The 15,976-nt window shown below is 66.7% G+C and carries 15 protein-coding genes; 9 read left to right on the top strand and 6 right to left on the bottom strand.

Features of this window, described 5'->3' with window-relative positions:
- Nucleotides 1-7: 7 nt before the first annotated feature.
- Together HF877_RS06505 and HF877_RS06500 are read left to right on the top strand one after the other, a co-directional pair.
- Complete coding sequence (locus HF877_RS06505) at nucleotides 8-838, top strand: transglutaminase family protein (RefSeq protein ID WP_169620400.1); 831 nt, start codon at nucleotides 8-10, stop codon at nucleotides 836-838.
- A gap of 100 nt (nucleotides 839-938) precedes the next feature.
- Complete coding sequence (locus HF877_RS06500; RefSeq protein WP_169620338.1) at nucleotides 939-1,826, top strand: aquaporin; 888 nt, start codon at nucleotides 939-941, stop codon at nucleotides 1,824-1,826.
- An 86-nt stretch (nucleotides 1,827-1,912) separates the two neighbouring features.
- On the opposite strand, the gene HF877_RS06495 is transcribed toward HF877_RS06500, so the two are convergent.
- Nucleotides 1,913-2,503 carry a type II toxin-antitoxin system PemK/MazF family toxin gene (locus HF877_RS06495; protein WP_169620337.1) on the bottom strand — a complete coding sequence of 197 codons (591 nt, stop codon included), beginning with the start codon at nucleotides 2,501-2,503 and terminating at the stop codon, nucleotides 1,913-1,915.
- 95 nt (nucleotides 2,504-2,598) lie between these two features.
- Between HF877_RS06495 and lepA the strand changes: the two genes are divergently transcribed.
- Together lepA and HF877_RS06485 are read left to right on the top strand one after the other, a co-directional pair.
- A complete protein-coding gene (gene lepA / locus HF877_RS06490; protein ID WP_296549240.1) occupies nucleotides 2,599-4,488 on the top strand; it encodes a translation elongation factor 4 in 1,890 nt (629 codons plus the stop codon).
- A gap of 41 nt (nucleotides 4,489-4,529) precedes the next feature.
- The gene (locus HF877_RS06485) at nucleotides 4,530-5,462 is read left to right on the top strand and encodes a nitronate monooxygenase (RefSeq protein ID WP_169620336.1); all 933 of its coding nucleotides are present in this window, start codon (nucleotides 4,530-4,532) and stop codon (nucleotides 5,460-5,462) included.
- A 25-nt stretch (nucleotides 5,463-5,487) separates the two neighbouring features.
- On the opposite strand, the gene HF877_RS06480 is transcribed toward HF877_RS06485, so the two are convergent.
- A complete protein-coding gene (locus HF877_RS06480; RefSeq protein ID WP_169620335.1) occupies nucleotides 5,488-7,425 on the bottom strand; it encodes a glycoside hydrolase family 15 protein in 1,938 nt (645 codons plus the stop codon).
- 88 nt (nucleotides 7,426-7,513) lie between these two features.
- Here HF877_RS06480 and HF877_RS06475 point away from each other — a divergent pair, with 88 nt between their 5' ends.
- The 5 genes from HF877_RS06475 (at nucleotide 7,514) to HF877_RS06455 (ending at nucleotide 11,853) form a co-directional block, all read left to right on the top strand.
- The gene (locus HF877_RS06475; RefSeq protein WP_169620334.1) at nucleotides 7,514-7,720 is read left to right on the top strand and encodes a hypothetical protein; all 207 of its coding nucleotides are present in this window, start codon (nucleotides 7,514-7,516) and stop codon (nucleotides 7,718-7,720) included.
- A 412-nt stretch (nucleotides 7,721-8,132) separates the two neighbouring features.
- Nucleotides 8,133-9,161: a sulfate ABC transporter substrate-binding protein gene (locus tag HF877_RS06470; protein ID WP_169620333.1), complete on the top strand. Its 1,029-nt coding sequence runs from the start codon at nucleotides 8,133-8,135 to the stop codon at nucleotides 9,159-9,161.
- Nucleotides 9,162-9,251: 90 nt separating this feature from the next.
- Entirely contained in the window at nucleotides 9,252-10,046 is a 795-nt protein-coding gene (gene cysT, locus HF877_RS06465; protein WP_296549262.1) for a sulfate ABC transporter permease subunit CysT, read from the top strand.
- Nucleotides 10,043-10,852 carry a sulfate ABC transporter permease subunit CysW gene (gene cysW / locus HF877_RS06460; RefSeq protein WP_169620331.1) on the top strand — a complete coding sequence of 270 codons (810 nt, stop codon included), beginning with the start codon at nucleotides 10,043-10,045 and terminating at the stop codon, nucleotides 10,850-10,852. Before cysT ends, cysW begins: the two co-directional genes overlap by 4 nt.
- Entirely contained in the window at nucleotides 10,849-11,853 is a 1,005-nt protein-coding gene (locus HF877_RS06455; RefSeq protein ID WP_169620330.1) for a sulfate ABC transporter ATP-binding protein, read from the top strand. Before cysW ends, HF877_RS06455 begins: the two co-directional genes overlap by 4 nt.
- Here the strand turns inward: HF877_RS06455 and HF877_RS06450 are convergent.
- The 4 genes from HF877_RS06450 to HF877_RS06435 all read right to left on the bottom strand — a co-directional run bounded on the left by HF877_RS06450 (nucleotide 11,846) and on the right by HF877_RS06435 (nucleotide 15,975).
- Entirely contained in the window at nucleotides 11,846-12,730 is an 885-nt protein-coding gene (locus HF877_RS06450) for a universal stress protein (RefSeq protein WP_169620329.1), read from the bottom strand. The genes HF877_RS06455 and HF877_RS06450 overlap by 8 nt on opposite strands.
- Nucleotides 12,731-12,814: 84 nt before the next feature.
- Nucleotides 12,815-13,705, bottom strand: a complete 891-nt coding sequence (gene ppk2 / locus HF877_RS06445; protein WP_169620328.1) for a polyphosphate kinase 2 — start codon at nucleotides 13,703-13,705, stop codon at nucleotides 12,815-12,817.
- 192 nt (nucleotides 13,706-13,897) lie between these two features.
- On the bottom strand, nucleotides 13,898-14,644 hold the full coding sequence (locus HF877_RS06440; protein WP_169620327.1) for a sirohydrochlorin chelatase: 747 nt from the start codon (nucleotides 14,642-14,644) through the stop codon (nucleotides 13,898-13,900).
- Nucleotides 14,641-15,975 (bottom strand): GTP-binding protein, encoded by a 1,335-nt coding sequence (locus HF877_RS06435; protein ID WP_169620326.1) that lies wholly within the window; start codon nucleotides 15,973-15,975, stop codon nucleotides 14,641-14,643. Before HF877_RS06435 ends, HF877_RS06440 begins: the two co-directional genes overlap by 4 nt.
- Nucleotide 15,976 lies beyond the last annotated feature (1 nt).

Here is a 15,976-nt window from a genome sequence, read left to right as displayed (position 1 = left end):
CTGGCGTATGCGCGTGGTCCACAAGACCGGCTACGAGTACGCGGGGCCGGTCACGGCGTCGTACAACGAGGCGCGTCTGACGCCGCGGTCCGACAACCGTCAGACGGTGATTCTCAGCCGCGTCGAGACGACTCCCGCGACGCGGTCCTATCGGTACACGGACTACTGGGGAAGCGGCGTGACTGCGTTCGATCTCCATGCGCCGCACACTTCGCTCGAAGTGACCGGTTTGTCTGTTGTGGAAACGGATTCGCTCGATCCGCTGGAGGAACCCGCGGGGTGGGACGTGATCCGCGAACCCGACACCAGGGACCGATACGACGAATTGCTGTTGCCGAGCCGCTACGTTCCCGCGGACAAGTCGCTCGCCAAAACGGCGCGTGACCTCGCAAAGGGGCTCGATCCTGTCGACGCGGTGGTCGCGGCGGCGCAATGGGTGCACGAACAGATGGATTACGTCCCGGGAACGACCGGCGTGCACACCTCCGCAATCCAGGCGTACGAGGAACGGCAGGGTGTTTGTCAGGATTATGCCCATTTGACCCTTTTGCTGTTGCGGGCCATGGGGATTCCCGCACAGTACGTCTCCGGGTATCTCCATCCGGTTGCGGACGCGGAGATCGGCAAGACCGTCGAAGGTCAATCCCACGCGTGGATTCAGGCCTGGACCGGAGGATGGTGGGGATACGACCCGACCAACGCGAGATTCGTGGGCGAGCAACACGTATCGGTGGGAATCGGCCGCGATTACGGAGACGTCCCGCCACTCAAAGGTATTTACATGGGCGGAAGCGCCGCGGCGCAGGAAGTCGTTGTGGAGGTGACGCGACTTGCGTAGTGTGCTCACGAGCGAACGACGCTGCGGCAAGACGATTCGATGGTGTCCGGTGTAGGTAGGTCCGGCGGATGTGCGGGACCACGACCTCCGAGGGGAACTCATGGAACCCGAACGCGACCCTGCCCGTGAACCGTTACCCGATCCCGCGCAGAGAACTGCCGGAGAACCGGATTATGGGGTCCGTGAACCGGATCGCCCGGTCGGCAGAGCCGAACACGAAACGGCGCAGGAAGTCGCGGACCCCACGGACTATTCCGATCTCCGACGGTGCGCGGCCGAGGCCATCGGCACGTTCGTGCTGGTGTTCTCGGCGGTCGGAACTGCTGTCTTCGCGGGTGATTACGTGGGGCAACTCGGCGTCGCGCTGGCCTTCGGCCTGACGCTGCTGTTCCTCGTCTACACCATCGGCCCGATTTCGGGCTGTCACGTGAACCCGGCGGTGACACTCGGCCATCTCATCGTCGGCCAGGTCACTGCCGTACGCGCGGTGGGCTACTGGATTGCCCAGATCATCGGTGGTCTGGTGGCGGGTGTGACGATCTACGCGATCGCCTCGTCGCTCCCGTCGTACAACCGTGCGGCGGACGGTCTCGGTGCGAACGGCTGGGGCGCCCACAGTCCGTCCGCGATCCGGGGGCCGCTCGGCGGTGTCCTCGAAAACGGGTACGGGATCGGGGCCGCGATGGCCGTCGAGATACTCCTGACCGCGTTACTCGTGTTCGTGGTGCTCTCGAGCACCGACCGAATCGCCGACGTGCCGATCGCCGGAATTGCCATCGGCTTCACGCTCGCGGTGATCCACCTGATCTCGATCCCGATCGACAACACGTCGGTGAATCCCGCCCGCAGCCTTGCCGTCGCGTTTTATCAGAACGGCGCGCTGGGGCAACTCTGGTTGTTCATCGTCTTCCCGCTGATCGGCGGTGCGCTCGGCGCACTCGTCTACGCGTTCCTGTTCGGCCGACGGCAGGGACTGCGTCCCTCCTGACAAGACGACGCCTGACGAGACGACGCCCGGCGGGGTTCGGGGCCCGCCGGGCGTCGTCTCGTGCCGGTATCGCCGGTTGTGGTCGGTTACTGCCAGCTGTAGTCGGACCGGAGCCGGCTCGCGACCTGCTCGAACCGCGACCGCTCGAGGATCGCGCCCTCCCGGCGGATGCCGTCCTCGGGCACGTCGATCACGCGATCGAGCCGGATCCAGCTCGGCCGGCCCTCCGGGTCCCAGCGTCCCTTACCGATACCGACCCAGTCCGGATGTCCGTCGCGGTCGCTGTTCGACGACAGCATCAGGCCCAGCAGCGTGTGGCCGTCGCGGCCCACGACGAGGACCGGCCGGTCCTTGCCCTGGCTCGCGTCCTCCTCGTAGGCAACCCAGGTCCAGACGATCTCACCGGGATCGGCACGGCCGTCCAGATCCGGGGAGTACGCGACTCGCCGGGCGCGCTGCGCCGTGGGAGCGCTGTGCGACGCCACCGGCCGTCCCGGTACCGGACCGCGGGTAGCCGCTGCCGTGCCGCCCGCGGCCGTTCCGGCGGCCGCGTTACCGATAGCGGTCCGAGCCTTGTCCAGCGCTCCGGATTGCTGCAGTTGCTTGTACAGTTTCGGGCCCTGCTGGGCCGCGAGGCGGCCCAGTTGCATGCCTAGTTTCTTCCATGTGCCAGCCACGAGGACCGAGCTTAGCGAGCCGGTGAGCACCGGGCTCGGTGAGCCGAGCCCCGGCCGGGGTCCCGAGCACGCGCAGGCTTGGATATTCTGCTGGTGTGACCGCGGTCTGCACGACCGTTGCCATCCCGAGTCAGGAGCACGACATCAGCACCTTCGCCGACACCACCTTCACGGACCCCGGGAAGATTCGGAACTTCTGCATCATCGCGCACATCGACCACGGCAAGTCGACGCTCGCGGACCGGATGCTGCAGCTCACCGGCGTCGTCGAGGAAAGGCAGATGCGCGCGCAGTACCTCGACCGCATGGACATCGAGCGCGAACGCGGCATCACGATCAAGGCGCAGAACGTCCGGCTTCCGTGGAAGTACGACGGCGAAGAGTACGTGATGCACCTGATCGACACGCCCGGCCACGTCGACTTCACCTACGAGGTGTCGCGAGCACTCGAGGCCTGTGAGGGTGCGGTGCTGCTGGTCGACGCGGCGCAGGGCATCGAAGCGCAGACGCTCGCGAACCTGTACCTCGCGCTCGACAAGGACCTGACGATCATTCCGGTCCTCAACAAGATCGATCTGCCCGCCGCCGATCCCGATCGCTACGCCGCCGAGATCGCGAACATCATCGGATGCGAGCCGTCGGACGTTCTCCGCGTGTCGGGCAAGACGGGCGAAGGCGTCCCGGCTCTGATCGACGAGGTGATCCGGAAGGTGCCGCCTCCCGTCGGTGATGCCGACGCGCCGGCGCGCGCCATGATCTTCGACTCCGTGTACGACACCTATCGTGGTGTCGTCACGTACGTGCGCGTGGTGGACGGCAGGATCGTGCCGCGCGAGAAGGTCAAGATGATGTCCACCGGCAGCACGCACGAACTGCTCGAGGTCGGCATCGTCTCGCCCGAGCCCAAGCCCACCCAGGGCCTCGGCGTCGGCGAGGTCGGGTACCTCATCACCGGCGTGAAGGACGTGCGTCAGTCGAAGGTCGGCGACACGGTGACGCTCGCGCGCAACGGCGCCACCGAACCGCTCACGGGATACCGCGAGCCGCGGCCCATGGTGTACTCGGGTCTCTACCCCGTCGACGGCTCGGACTACCCGGACCTGCGTGACGCGCTCGACAAGCTGCAACTCAACGACGCAGCGCTGACCTACGAGCCCGAGACGTCGGTCGCGCTCGGGTTCGGTTTCCGGTGTGGCTTCCTCGGTCTGCTGCACATGGAGATCACGAGAGAACGTCTCGAGCGCGAGTTCGGCCTCGATCTCATCTCCACCGCGCCGAACGTCGTCTACCGCGTGGTGCTCGAGGGCGGTCAGGAAACCATCGTCACCAACCCGTCGTACTGGCCCGAGGGCAAGGCCAGGGCGATCTACGAGCCGATCGTCAAGTGCACGATCATCTCGCCCAGCGAATTCATCGGCTCGATCATGGAGTTGTGCCAGTCCCGCCGCGGCGAGCTCGGTGGCATGGACTACCTCTCCGAGACCCGCGTCGAGTTGCGGTACACGCTGCCGATGGCGGAGATCATCTTCGACTTCTTCGATTCCCTGAAGTCGCGCACCCGCGGCTACGCCAGCCTCGATTACGAGGAGTCCGGCGAGCAGGAATCGGCGTTGGTGAAAGTGGACATCTTGTTGCAGGGCGAAGCCGTCGATGCCTTCAGTGCGATCGTGCACAAGGACGCCGCGGCCGCGTACGGCAACAAGATGACCACCAAGCTGCGTGAGCTGATTCCGCGTCAGCAGTTCGAGGTGCCGATCCAGGCGGCGATCGGATCGAAAATCATTGCGCGCGAAAATATCCGGGCCATCCGGAAGGACGTGCTCGCGAAGTGCTACGGCGGCGACATCAGCCGTAAGCGCAAGCTGCTCGAGAAGCAGAAGGAAGGCAAGAAGCGCATGAAGACGATCGGTCGTGTCGAGGTGCCGCAGGAGGCATTCGTCGCGGCGCTCTCGTCCGACGCCGCGTCCGACAAGCCCAAGAAGTAGTTCCCGGAGTAGTTCTCGCGCGGCCCCACGAAGGAGAACCAGTGCTCGACACCTGGCTGACCCGGACACTCGGAATCTCCGTCCCGCTCGTGGGGGCGCCGATGGGCGGGCGCGCCGGGGGTGTGCTGGCGGGAGAGGTGACCAAAGCCGGCGGCCTCGGACTCATCGGAGCGGCCCGGTACAACACCCCCGAGTGGCTCGACACCGAAGTGCGCGTCGCCCGCGACATCGGGGACGGGCCGGTCGGGTTCGGGCTGATGACGTGGTCGCTGGCCGACGACGATTCACTGCTCGCTGCTGTACTCGCGCACCGCCCACAGGTGGTCGCGTTGTCGTTCGGCGATCCGGCCCCGTACGTCGACCGGGTCCGCGAGGCCGGTGCGCTGGTCCTCTCGCAGATCAACACGCTCGACGACTTGCGGGTCGTCGAGGCGGCGGGCGTGGATGCCGTCGTCGCCCAGGGACACGAGGCCGGCGGGCACACGGGCAGGGTCGGCACTCTGCCGCTGCTCCAGGAGGTTCTCGAGTCCACGTCGCTGCCGGTGCTCGCCGCGGGCGGAATCGCCACCGGACGGGGACTCGCCGCGGTTCTGGCAGCCGGGGCGCAGGGCGCGTTCGTCGGGACCGCGCTGCTGGCGAGCCCGGAAACGGTCGGCCCCGAGTACGCGCGCACGAAGGTCGTCGACGCCGGGAGCGCGGATACCGTCTACACCGACATCTTCGACAAGGCCCGGCATCAACCGTGGCCGTCACGGTGGGGTGGGCGCGCGCTGACGAATGCGTTCACCGACCGCTTCCACGGCACAGTCGCCGACGAGGACGTCCTCGCCGAGGCGTACACCGGCGACGATCCCGATATCGGTGTGGTCTACGCGGGGGAGGCTGTCGGCTCGGTGCGGGAGGAGCGACCCGCGGGACAGGTCATCCGCGAGATCGCGGCGTCAGCGGAAGCGCTTCTGGCCCGTTTCCGCTGACGCGGGGCGGCGGGAACGACACCGGTCAGGTGATCGGGTGTCCCGGGCGGAATTCCCCCGTGTGGACTCTGCTCTCGGCGCGGATGACGTGCACCACCGCGTTGATCTGCGCCAGGTGCGTGAACGCCTGCGGGAAGTTGCCGAGATGTCGACCGGATTCGGGATCGATCTCCTCCGCGTACAACTTCAAGGGACTGGCGAACTCGAGCAGGCGATGGCAGAGCGCTGCGGCACGTTCGACCTCCCCGATCTCCACGAGTGCCGACACCAGCCAGAACGAACAGATCGTGAAGGTTCCCTCTTTGCCCGAGAGTCCGTCGTCGGTGGTCTCGACGCGATAGCGCAGCACCAGTCCGTCTTCGGTCAGCTCGTCGGCCACGGCCAGTACCGTCGCGCGCACCCGGGGGTCGTCGGCGGGAAGGAAGCGCAACAACGGGATCAGCAGGGTAGAGGCGTCGAGTGACGGGTCTCCGTATCGCTGTGTGAACACGCCTCTTTCGTCGACGCCGTGCTCGAGAATGTCCGCCTTGATCTCGTCGGCGGTCGCCGCCCACCGCCGCGCGTGGCTGTCCCGGCCGTGCAGGTCGGCAAGCTTCGCGCCGCGATCGAGAGCTACCCAGCACATCACCTTCGACGACGTGAAATGCTGCGGGTCGCCGCGCACTTCCCATATGCCCCGGTCCGGTTCGCGCCAATGAGCGGCAGCTTCCTCGACCTGCTGACGCAAGATCGGCCACAGCGATTCGGGGATCTGCCGCCGAGAACGCACGTGCAGGTACACCGAGTCGAGAAGAGTTCCCCAGATATCGTGCTGGCGTTGCTGATACGCGTCGTTTCCGATCCTGACCGGCTTGGCGCCGTCGTATCCGCTGAGATGGTCGAGTGTCGACTCGGGAAGTGAGCTCTCGCCGCCCACCCCGTACATCACCTGCAATGTGCGGTCGCTCCCGTCGGCGTTCTGCGAGACGTCGAGGATGAACGAGAAGAAGTCGTCGGCTTCGCGGTCCAGCCCGAGTGTGTGCAGGCCCCACAGTGCGAACGTCGAGTCGCGAACCCAGGCGTAGCGGTAGTCCCAGTTCCGTTCTCCGCCAGGTGTTTCCGGAAGGGAAGTGGTCGGTGCCGCAAGCAGTGCGCCGGTGGGGGCGTAGGTCAGACCCTTGAGGATCACGGCGCTGCTCTGCAGATAGGTACGCCAGGGATGATCCGGGAAGCGCCCGGTGGTGATCCATTCCCGCCAGAAATCCTGCGTGCTGGTCATCTTCGCGACCGCGTCGGCGAACGTCCGCGGCGGCGTCAGTTCCGACCACGACAGTGCGACGAACACCGAGTCACCCTTGTCGAGCCGGGTACGGGCGCGCGCTTCACCACCCTCGATGCCGATCCGGAGGTTGGTGGTCAACCGCAACTGGGGTTGTTCGTCGGGTGCGCCGGCCCGCATCGCCGTCGCTTCCTCGTATACCTTTCCGGTGTACCGCCACTCGGCGCCGCACCGGTGGTAGTCGAAGGCGGGCTCGCACGACATGTCCAGTTCGACCGTGCCGTTGACGCAGCGAACGGTACGGAGCAGAACGTGCTCGGCCTGCCAGTCCGACGGGGTGCGCCGATGGGTACGGGAGCGTTCGTCGACGTCGTACCAGGGCCCCATCACCAGCGCGTCGCGCACCACCATCCAGCCCGTGTCGGTCTGCCACGTCGTCTCGAGGACGAGCCCGCCGGGCAGATAACGGCGCGCCGCCGGAACGCTGCGGTTGTGCGGTGCGAGACGGAACCGGCCGGCACTGCGGTCGAGGACCGCGCCGAACACGCTGGGGGAGTCCGGGCGCGGCAGGCACATCCATTCCACCGATCCGTCGCGCGCCATCAGGCACGTCGTCTCACAGTCGGACAGGAACGCATAATCGTCGATCGGCGGATGCGGGCTGTCGTGCAGTGCGGCGACCCGGAGGCGGTGTGACGAAGCCATCCCCCCATGATCCCGCGAAGGGAGCTGTCCGGGGCGGCATTGCCGGGCTGCGTACGGACGAGTTCCGGCAGCCACTAAGGTGAGGAGAGTGGATCGACTGGCATCGTGGTGGGACGGTTTCGAGCTGTGGCTCGCGGGACTGTCCTTTGTGCCGCAGTCGGCACTCGTACTCGTTGTGCTGGTGCCGCTGTGCGGAGGCGTCGCCTGGCTGCTGGACCGCGTGATCGCCGGAGCGTTCGCGATGGTCGGACGCCGCGAACCCGTATCGCCCGCCCCGGACCCGGAGGATTGCTGACATGCCGCGCTCGCGTGTGACCCTGGCGCTGATCGCCCTGCTGCTGCTCGTCGTCATCGCCTGGTTACTGACCCGCTGACACCTGCTTCGTCGCCCGAAACGTCGGTTTCGGGAGCCCCACAGCCTCTGCTAGAGTCTGCCGAGTGACCGCGACCGCGCTACCTCGAATCCGCCATGAACTGGCGTTGATCGCTGTAGGTATGCCCTCGGTTGCCGATATCGACTGTTGTCGCTGACCCTGTTTCTCGACCCGGTCCCTCTTTTCGGCGGGGAGTCTTCTCGCTCCTGTCCGCCGCGCTCCCCTCACGGATGATTCCGTCGCCCTGACTCACCCCGGTTCGTGGTGTGCCGGGTGGCGTTGCCGTCGTCCGTTCGATCACCTCACCGAACAGCCCCTCAGGAGGCTTGTGTCATGAAGAAGCGCACCAGAGTTCTCGTTGCCGCAGTGGCGGCGGCCACCGTGACGGCACTGACCGCGTGCAGCGGCGGGTCGAGCGACACCGCAGGCGCCGAGGGTGGCGGCGACGGCTCCGCCGGCACGATCAACCTCTACGCCTACGCCGTGCCGAAGGTCGGATACGACCTGCTCATCCCTGCCTTCGAGGAAACCGAAGCGGGCACGGACGTCGCTTTCCAGCAGTCCTACGGAGCGTCGGGGGACCAGTCGCGGAAGGTGCGTGACGGGGCCGCGGCCGACTTCGTGAACTTCTCCGTCGAGCCCGATGTCACCCGCCTCGTCGAGGCCGGGCTCGTCGACGAAGCGTGGAACGAAAACGCTTACGGGGGTGTGCCGTTCGGCTCGGTCGTCACCATCGTGGTGCGTGAGGGAAACCCCAAGAACATCCGGGACTGGAACGATCTCCTACGTCCCGACGTCGAGGTGGTCACCCCCAATCCGTTCAGTTCGGGCTCCGCGAAATGGAATCTGCTGGCACCGTACGCGGCCCTCAGCAACGGTGGTGAAGACCCGCAGGCCGGGATCGACTACGTCACCGCCCTGGTCAACGATCATGTCAAGGTCCAGCCGAAGTCGGGGCGCGAGGCAACCGAGACGTTCCTGCAGGGGACCGGCGACGTTCTCCTGAGCTACGAGAACGAAGCCTTGTTCATCGAGCGCAACGGTGACCCCGTCGAACACGTCACTCCGCCTGTCACATTCAAGATCGAGAATCCTGCCGCGGTCCTGAAGAACTCGCCGAACGCCGAGAAGGCGCAGGCGTTCAACGACTTCCTCTACACCCCCGAAGGCCAGCGTCTGTGGGCCGAGGCCGGGTTCCGGCCCGTCGATCCTGCCGTGGCGGCAGAGTTCGCCGCGGACTTCCCGGAGCCGGAGAAGCTGTGGACCGTCGCCGATCTCGGCGGCTGGGACACGGTCAACGAAGAACTGTTCGCGGACGGTTCCGGCTCGATCGCGATCGTCTACGACAACGCCACGAAGTAGAGCGTCGTCTTGAGCATTTCCGAGCAGACTGCCGGTGCGGGAGCAACGCCTCCCGCGCCGGCGGCTCGTCGTCGCACACGCAGAGCACGGATCACCGGCACCGTCGGACCTCTCGGGATCGGCGTGGCCACGCTGTGGCTGAGCCTGATCGTCCTGTTGCCCCTCGCTGCGCTTGCCGCCCATTCGCTGTCGGACGGATTCGGTGGGTTCTGGAACGCGGTCACCGCTCCCGCTGCCCTCGCAACCCTGCGCGTGACCGTCGGCGTCTCGATCGTGGTCGCCGCGATCAACGCGGTGATGGGCACGATCGTCGCCTGGGTCCTCGTCCGCGACGAGTTTCCCGGTAAGAAGGTCGTCAACGCGCTGATCGACCTGCCGTTCGCCCTGCCGACGATCGTCGCGAGCATCGTGCTGCTCTCGCTGTACGGGCCGCAGAGTCCCATCGGGCTGCAACTGAACGCGACCCAGCCCGGCCTGGTGATCGCCCTGGCGTTCGTCACGCTGCCGTTCGTCGTCCGGGCCGTGCAGCCGGTACTCATCGAGGTGGACCGGGAGGTGGAGGAGGCTGCCGCGTCGCTCGGGGCGAACAACTTCACGATCTTCCGCACCGTGGTCCTGCCGGTGCTCGCGCCGGCAATTCTCGGCGGCACCGGCCTGGCATTCGCGCGTGCCATCGGTGAATACGGCTCGATCGTGCTCATCGGCGGCAACATTCCGTATCAGACCCAGGTCGCTTCCCAGTACATCCAGCAGCAGATCGAGATCGATCGGCCCGTCAATGCCGCGGCCGTGTCGGTGGTGCTGCTGCTCATCGCCTTCGTCGCCCTCTTCGTGCTCCGCTGGGTCGCGAGCCGTGGCCTCCGCAGACAGGAGAACGACCGGTGAACGTGTCGCTTCCCGTCAAGATCTCGCTGCGCACGATCGCGCTCGGGTATCTGTTCGTCCTGTTGCTCGTGCCCATCGGCGTGATCCTGTACCGCACGTTCGAGAACGGAATTGGCGCCTTCGCCGAGTCGATCAGCACCCCGGCGGCGATCTCCGCCCTGAATCTTTCGCTGCTGATCGTCGCGATCGTCGTACCCGTCAACGTGGTGTTCGGCATCGTCGTGGCGCTCGCACTCGTCCGTGGCCGGTTTCCCGGCCGCCGCCTCCTGCAAGCCGTCGTCGACCTGCCGTTCGCCGTGTCGCCGATCGTGGTCGGTGTCGCGCTGATCATGCTGTGGGGTGCCAACGGCTGGTTCGGTGCCGTCGAATCCCTCGGATTCAAGGTGATCTTCGGGCTCCCCGGCATGGTGATCGCCACGATCTTCGTGACCCTGCCGTTCGTGGTCCGCGAGGTCGAACCGGTCCTGTACGAGATCGGTGAGGAACAGGAACAGGCAGCCGCGACCCTCGGGGCCGATACCTGGCAGACGTTCTGGCGGATCACGCTGCCGGCCATCCGCTGGGGACTGACCTACGGAGTGGTGCTGACCGTTGCCCGCGCGCTCGGTGAGTTCGGTGCCGTCATCATGGTCTCGTCGGGCTTCCCCGGTGTTTCCCAGACCTTGACTCTGCTCGTGCATGCCCGCTACATCGACGACCACAACACCTTCGGCGCCTACAGCGCCGCGACCCTGCTCATGGCCATCGCGGTGATCGTCCTGCTGCTGATGACCCTGCTCGACCGCAAGAGGAGCACCGAAGAATGATCACCGTCACCGGGGCACGCAAGAATTACGGCAGCTTCGCGGCACTCGACGATGTCAGCCTCGACATCCCGTCGGGGTCGCTCACCGCGCTGCTCGGGCCGTCCGGGTCCGGGAAGTCGACGTTGCTGCGGTCCATCGCGGGTCTCGAGTCGCTGGACGGCGGCACCGTCCACATCGCGGGCGAGGACGTGACCACCGTGACGCCGCAGAAGCGCGATATCGGATTCGTCTTCCAGCACTACGCCGCGTTCAAGCACATGACGGTGCGGGAGAACGTCGCGTTCGGGCTGAAGATCCGCAAGCGGCCCAAGCCGGAGATCGAGAAGAAGGTCAACGAACTCCTCGAGATCGTGGGCCTGGGCGGTTTCCAGTCCCGCTACCCCGCGCAACTCTCGGGTGGTCAGCGCCAGCGCATGGCCCTGGCGCGAGCACTCGCGGTCGATCCCCGTGTGCTGCTTCTCGACGAGCCGTTCGGCGCACTCGACGCCAAGGTCCGCACCGACCTGCGGACCTGGTTGCGCCGTCTGCACGACGAAGTTCACGTCACCACGGTGCTGGTGACTCACGACCAGGAAGAAGCGCTCGACGTCGCCGACCGCATCGCGGTGATGAACCAGGGCCGCATCGAGCAGGTCGGAACCCCGGAAGAGTTGTACGACCGGCCGTCCAACACCTTCGTGATGTCGTTCCTCGGCACCGTGTCCAAGCTCAACGGCCAACTCGTACGACCTCACGACATCCGGCTCGGACGGCAGCCGGAACTCGCGCTGGCGCAGCACGAGGGAACGGCCGAGACACTGGGCATCACCCGCGCCACCGTCGAACGCGTCGTGCACCTCGGTTTCGAGGTGCGAGTGGAGTTGCGCAACGAGGCGACGGGCGAGCCGTTCTCGGCCCAGGTCACCCGCGGAGACGCGCACGCCCTCGGGTTGGCTGCGGGCGAGACCGTCTACGCCCGCGCCACGAGGGCGCCGCAACTGGACGCGGTCCCCGTCACCTAGTGCGGCAGATCGCCACCGGGCAGTAGCTGTGGTGGATGAGTCCCTGGCTGGTCGAGCCGAGTATCGCGGACGACTTCGCGCTGCGGCCGTGGCTGCCGACGACGAGCAGCTGTGCATCGGCCGAGTGCTGGAGCAGGACGATGTCGGGCTTGCCGCGCTCGACCCGGTGCTCGACCTGCACATCGGGAAATCGGGAAGCCCAGCCGGACATGGACTCCACCATTCCGGCCCTCTCGAACGTCGCGAAATCCGTCCAGTCCGTGAAGCGAGAATCTTCGCCGTACGTGATCGTGGACTGTTCCACCCAGGTGTGCACGGCGACGAGCGGTGCCTCCAGCGCCGCCGCGAGGATGTAGCTCTCCGCGATCGCGGAGGAGCTGAGTTCGGTGCCGTCGACCCCGACCACGATCGGACGTCCGTCCGGGGGCTGGAAACCGTTCTCACTCCGCCACGACACCACCGGACAGACCGCGTGGTTGGCGACGTACACGACGTCGGACCTGCGGAACATGGACTGTAGTTCGCTGGTGGTGGTTTGCCCGAGCACGATCATCCGCGCCGACGCCGACAGGTCGGACAACGCGTTGGCGGGCCGGCCCGCCACCGGAATCTTCTCGATCGCCAACTCACCCACGGGGATGCGCTCGCCTGTCGCCTGGCGTGCCGTCTCCGTGTCGAGGACCGCGGCCTCGGCGTCGTCGAGCACGGCGCGCGTGGGTTCGTCGTCGTCGCCGGGGCCCCCGGGATGGGCGTGGACGAGCCGGAGCGGTTCACCGAGCTTGCGTGCGATCGCGGCGGCCCACCTGGCCGCGTACATCGCGCTGTCGGACCCGTCGATCCCCACCACGATTCCCCCGGCCGGTGTTCCTGTGCTCATGGATCCTCGCTCCCTGTCTTCTTCAGTCTGGGGTAGGCCGCACGGTCGAGCAACGAATCTGCCGTATCGCGTCGGAACGGATACTCAGTCGCCGACGGCGTCCTTGCCTCGCTGCACGATGTTCGGATCGGCCGGAAAGACCACCTGGGTGTCCTTGTCGTCGTAATCGAACTGGTTCAGGAAAAAGCGCATCGCGTTGATCCGCGCGCGCTTCTTGTCGTTGGACTTGATCGTGGTCCACGGGGTGAGGTCGGTGTCGGTACGCAGGAACATCTCTTCCTTCGCCGCGGTGTACTCCTCCCAGCGTTCGAGCGACTCGAGGTCCATTTCGGAGAGCTTCCAGCGCCGCACCGGGTCGAGCTGACGAATCGCGAACCGCGTGCGCTGCTCGTCCCGCGTGACGGAGAACCAGAACTTCGTCAGCGAGATCCCGGAGTCGACGACCAATTGTTCGAACATCGGGACCTGCGTGACGAACTGTTCGTACTCCTCGTCGGTGCAGAATCCCATGACCCGTTCGACACCGGCGCGGTTGTACCAGGAGCGGTCGAACATCACGAGTTCTCCCGCGGTGGGGAAGTGCCTGACGTAGCGCTGGAAGTACCACTGCCCTTGCTCGCGGTCGGACGGCTTGTTCAGCGCGACCACCCGGGCGTGCCGGACATTGATGTATTCCTGGAAACGTTTGATCGTGCCGCCCTTGCCGGCGGCGTCACGGCCCTCGAAGACGATGACGTGCTTCGAGCCGTTCTCCTTCGACCATGCCTGGAACTTGAGCAGTTCGATCTGCAGCAGGTATTTCTCGACTTCGTAGGTCGCCCGATCCATACGCTCGTCGTACGGGTAGTTCTTGCGCCACGTGTTGACGGCTTTGCCCTCGATGTCGATCAGGTCGGGGTCTTCGCCGTGATCGTCGCGCACGGAGAATCCCTCGGTGCGGAGACGGTCGATGTAGCGGCGTAACTCGTTCTGCACGTGCGCTCCCTGAAGTGATCCGAGCCCGAGGTCGTTCGTGTTCGATGGAACACCTACTTGTATAGGACAAAAGTGAACGCGAGGACATCGAACGAGGTCGGGCAGCCGTGTTCAGGGCAGCCGTGTTCAGGGCAGCCGTGTTCTGGGCAGCAGGGCTCTCGGTAGCCGGATCCCCGGCAGCGGGCGGCCGTGTCAGGCGGCGGCGCGAACGGTGGCGCGCCGAACCGCCGCGAGATAACGCTCCGCGACGACGTGCCCGACGGCGGCATGCGTGGTGAGGGTCGGGGCGATACGTACGCCGGGATGCGCCTCGACGGCAGCGGCACACGCCCGGTCCCACAAAAGCCCCGGAGCGAGCATCCAGGGTGCGACCACGAGGGTGCGGCACCCGGACCGGGCCAGCAGTCCCAGCGCCGAGGCGGCAGTCGGCTCGGCAGCCGTGGCGTAGCACGGGACGGCCGCCCATGCGGTGCCGTCGGCGACCCGCGGAACGACGCGCGCCGTGGCGGTATTCGCCTCGTCTCGGCGCGAGCCGACGGCACAGAACGCAACCCCGACGGACGGGTCGTCCAGCGCGACACCCGTCGACGCGATGCTGTCGCGGGCGGCGGCGACGAGGAGCGCGTCGTCGCCGAGAATGTCGGCACGCGTCACCTCCAGCAGGGGATTGCGGGTGCGTGCGTCGGCGAGGATCGCGGGCAGGTCGACGCGGGCATGGAACGCGCTGCCGAGCAGCAACGGTACGACGACCGCGCGGCGGTGCCCGTCGGCGGCGACGGCGTCGAGAACCTGCGGCACCGACGGCGTGTTCAGATCGAGGAATGCGAGGCGCACATCCCATTCGGGGTGCTCTGTCCGCAGCACCGCGAGCGCGGCAGCCACGGCCCGCGCAGAGCGGGGGTCGCGGCTGCCGTGCGCGACGGCGATCAGCGGGATCATGCGGGGACGCGATCTCCGAGTTCGATGTCCGCGAGACCGTTGCCCACCAGTCCGGCGGCGAGCGTGTTGCCGCCGGCCGGGTCGATCAGCAGGAAACTGCCGGTACGCCGGTTGACCTTGTAGTCGTCCGCCGCGATCGGCTCCGCGACACGCACCGTGATACGCGCGATCTCGTTGAGCTCCAAGGACTCCGGGTGATCTTCCGAGGTGAGGGTCTGCTCGTCGAATCGTTCCTCGAGCGTGCCGACGATCGCCTGGGTGGTGCGAGTGCCGTGCTTGAGGAGCAGACGCGCGCCGGGCCGCAGAGGCTTCTCGGCGAGCCAGCACACGGTGGCCTCGAACTCCGAGAGCGGTTCGGGTGCATCCCCGGGCGAGGCGAGCAGGTCGCCGCGGGAGATGTCGACGTCGTCGGTGAGAACGAGAGTGACCGAGCGACCGGCGTGTGCGATGTCGAGTTCACCGTCGGCGGTGTCGATGCGCTGCACCGTGGACCGGACCCCCGAAGGCAGGACGACGATCTCGTCGCCGGGCCGGACCGATCCGGCGGCGATCTGACCGGCGTACCCGCGGTAGTCCGGGAACTCCGCGGTACGGGGCCGGATCACGTACTGGACCGCGAAGCGCAGACCCACCTCGTGCCGTCCGTGCACGTCGGCGTCGACGGGCACCGACTCGAGGTGCTCGATCAGCGTCGGGCCGTCGTAGTAGGGCGTGTTCTCGCTCCGGATCGCGATGTTGTCGCCGTGCAGCGCCGAGACCGGAATCTCCTGCACGTCGTCGGGAGACCAGCCCAGCGAACCCGTCAGTTCGTTGAACTCCGCACTGATCCGGCCGAAGACCTCGGCGGGGTCGTCGACGAGGTCGATCTTGTTGACCGCGAGTACCAGCTTCGGCACACCGAGCAGCGCGAGCACCGCGGCGTGCTTACGGGTCTGAGAGATGACCCCCTTGCGCGCATCGACGAGCAGCACCACGAGCTGGGCGGTCGAGGCGCCGGAGACGGTGTTGCGGGTGTACTGGACGTGCCCCGGGGTGTCGGCGAGCACGAAGCTGCGCTTCGGGGTCGCGAAGTACCGGTAGGCGACGTCGATGGTGATGCCCTGTTCGCGTTCGGCACGCAGACCGTCGACGAGCAGCGAGAGGTCCGGGGTGTCGAGGCCTTTGTCGACCGAAGCTCGTGTCACAGCGTCGATCTGATCGGCGAGCACCGACTTGGTGTCGTACAGGAGCCGGCCGACGAGGGTGGACTTACCGTCGTCGACGCTGCCCGCGGTGGCGAGCCGCAGCAGTTGCGTCTCGCTCTGCAGGCCGGGCTCGTGGAGGTCGCTCATG

Origin of the sequence: Rhodococcus sp. BL-253-APC-6A1W (genome assembly GCF_012843405.1) — a bacterium.
Lineage (GTDB): Bacteria > Actinomycetota > Actinomycetes > Mycobacteriales > Mycobacteriaceae > Rhodococcus.
This window is presented reverse-complemented; position numbering and strand designations above follow the sequence as displayed.

Excerpts from the sequence above, each read along its gene's own strand:
- HF877_RS06505 (WP_169620400.1), top strand. The coding sequence starts at position 8 with ATGCGCGTGGTCCACAAGACCGGCTACGAGTACGCGGGGCCGGTCACG.
- HF877_RS06500 (WP_169620338.1), top strand. The coding sequence starts at position 939 with ATGGAACCCGAACGCGACCCTGCCCGTGAACCGTTACCCGATCCCGCG.
- HF877_RS06480 (WP_169620335.1), bottom strand. The coding sequence starts at position 7,425 with ATGGCTTCGTCACACCGCCTCCGGGTCGCCGCACTGCACGACAGCCCG.
- HF877_RS06470 (WP_169620333.1), top strand. The coding sequence starts at position 8,133 with ATGAAGAAGCGCACCAGAGTTCTCGTTGCCGCAGTGGCGGCGGCCACC.
- HF877_RS06455 (WP_169620330.1), top strand. The coding sequence starts at position 10,849 with ATGATCACCGTCACCGGGGCACGCAAGAATTACGGCAGCTTCGCGGCA.
- HF877_RS06450 (WP_169620329.1), bottom strand. The coding sequence starts at position 12,730 with ATGAGCACAGGAACACCGGCCGGGGGAATCGTGGTGGGGATCGACGGG.
- HF877_RS06440 (WP_169620327.1), bottom strand. The coding sequence starts at position 14,644 with ATGATCCCGCTGATCGCCGTCGCGCACGGCAGCCGCGACCCCCGCTCT.
- HF877_RS06435 (WP_169620326.1), bottom strand. The coding sequence starts at position 15,975 with ATGAGCGACCTCCACGAGCCCGGCCTGCAGAGCGAGACGCAACTGCTG.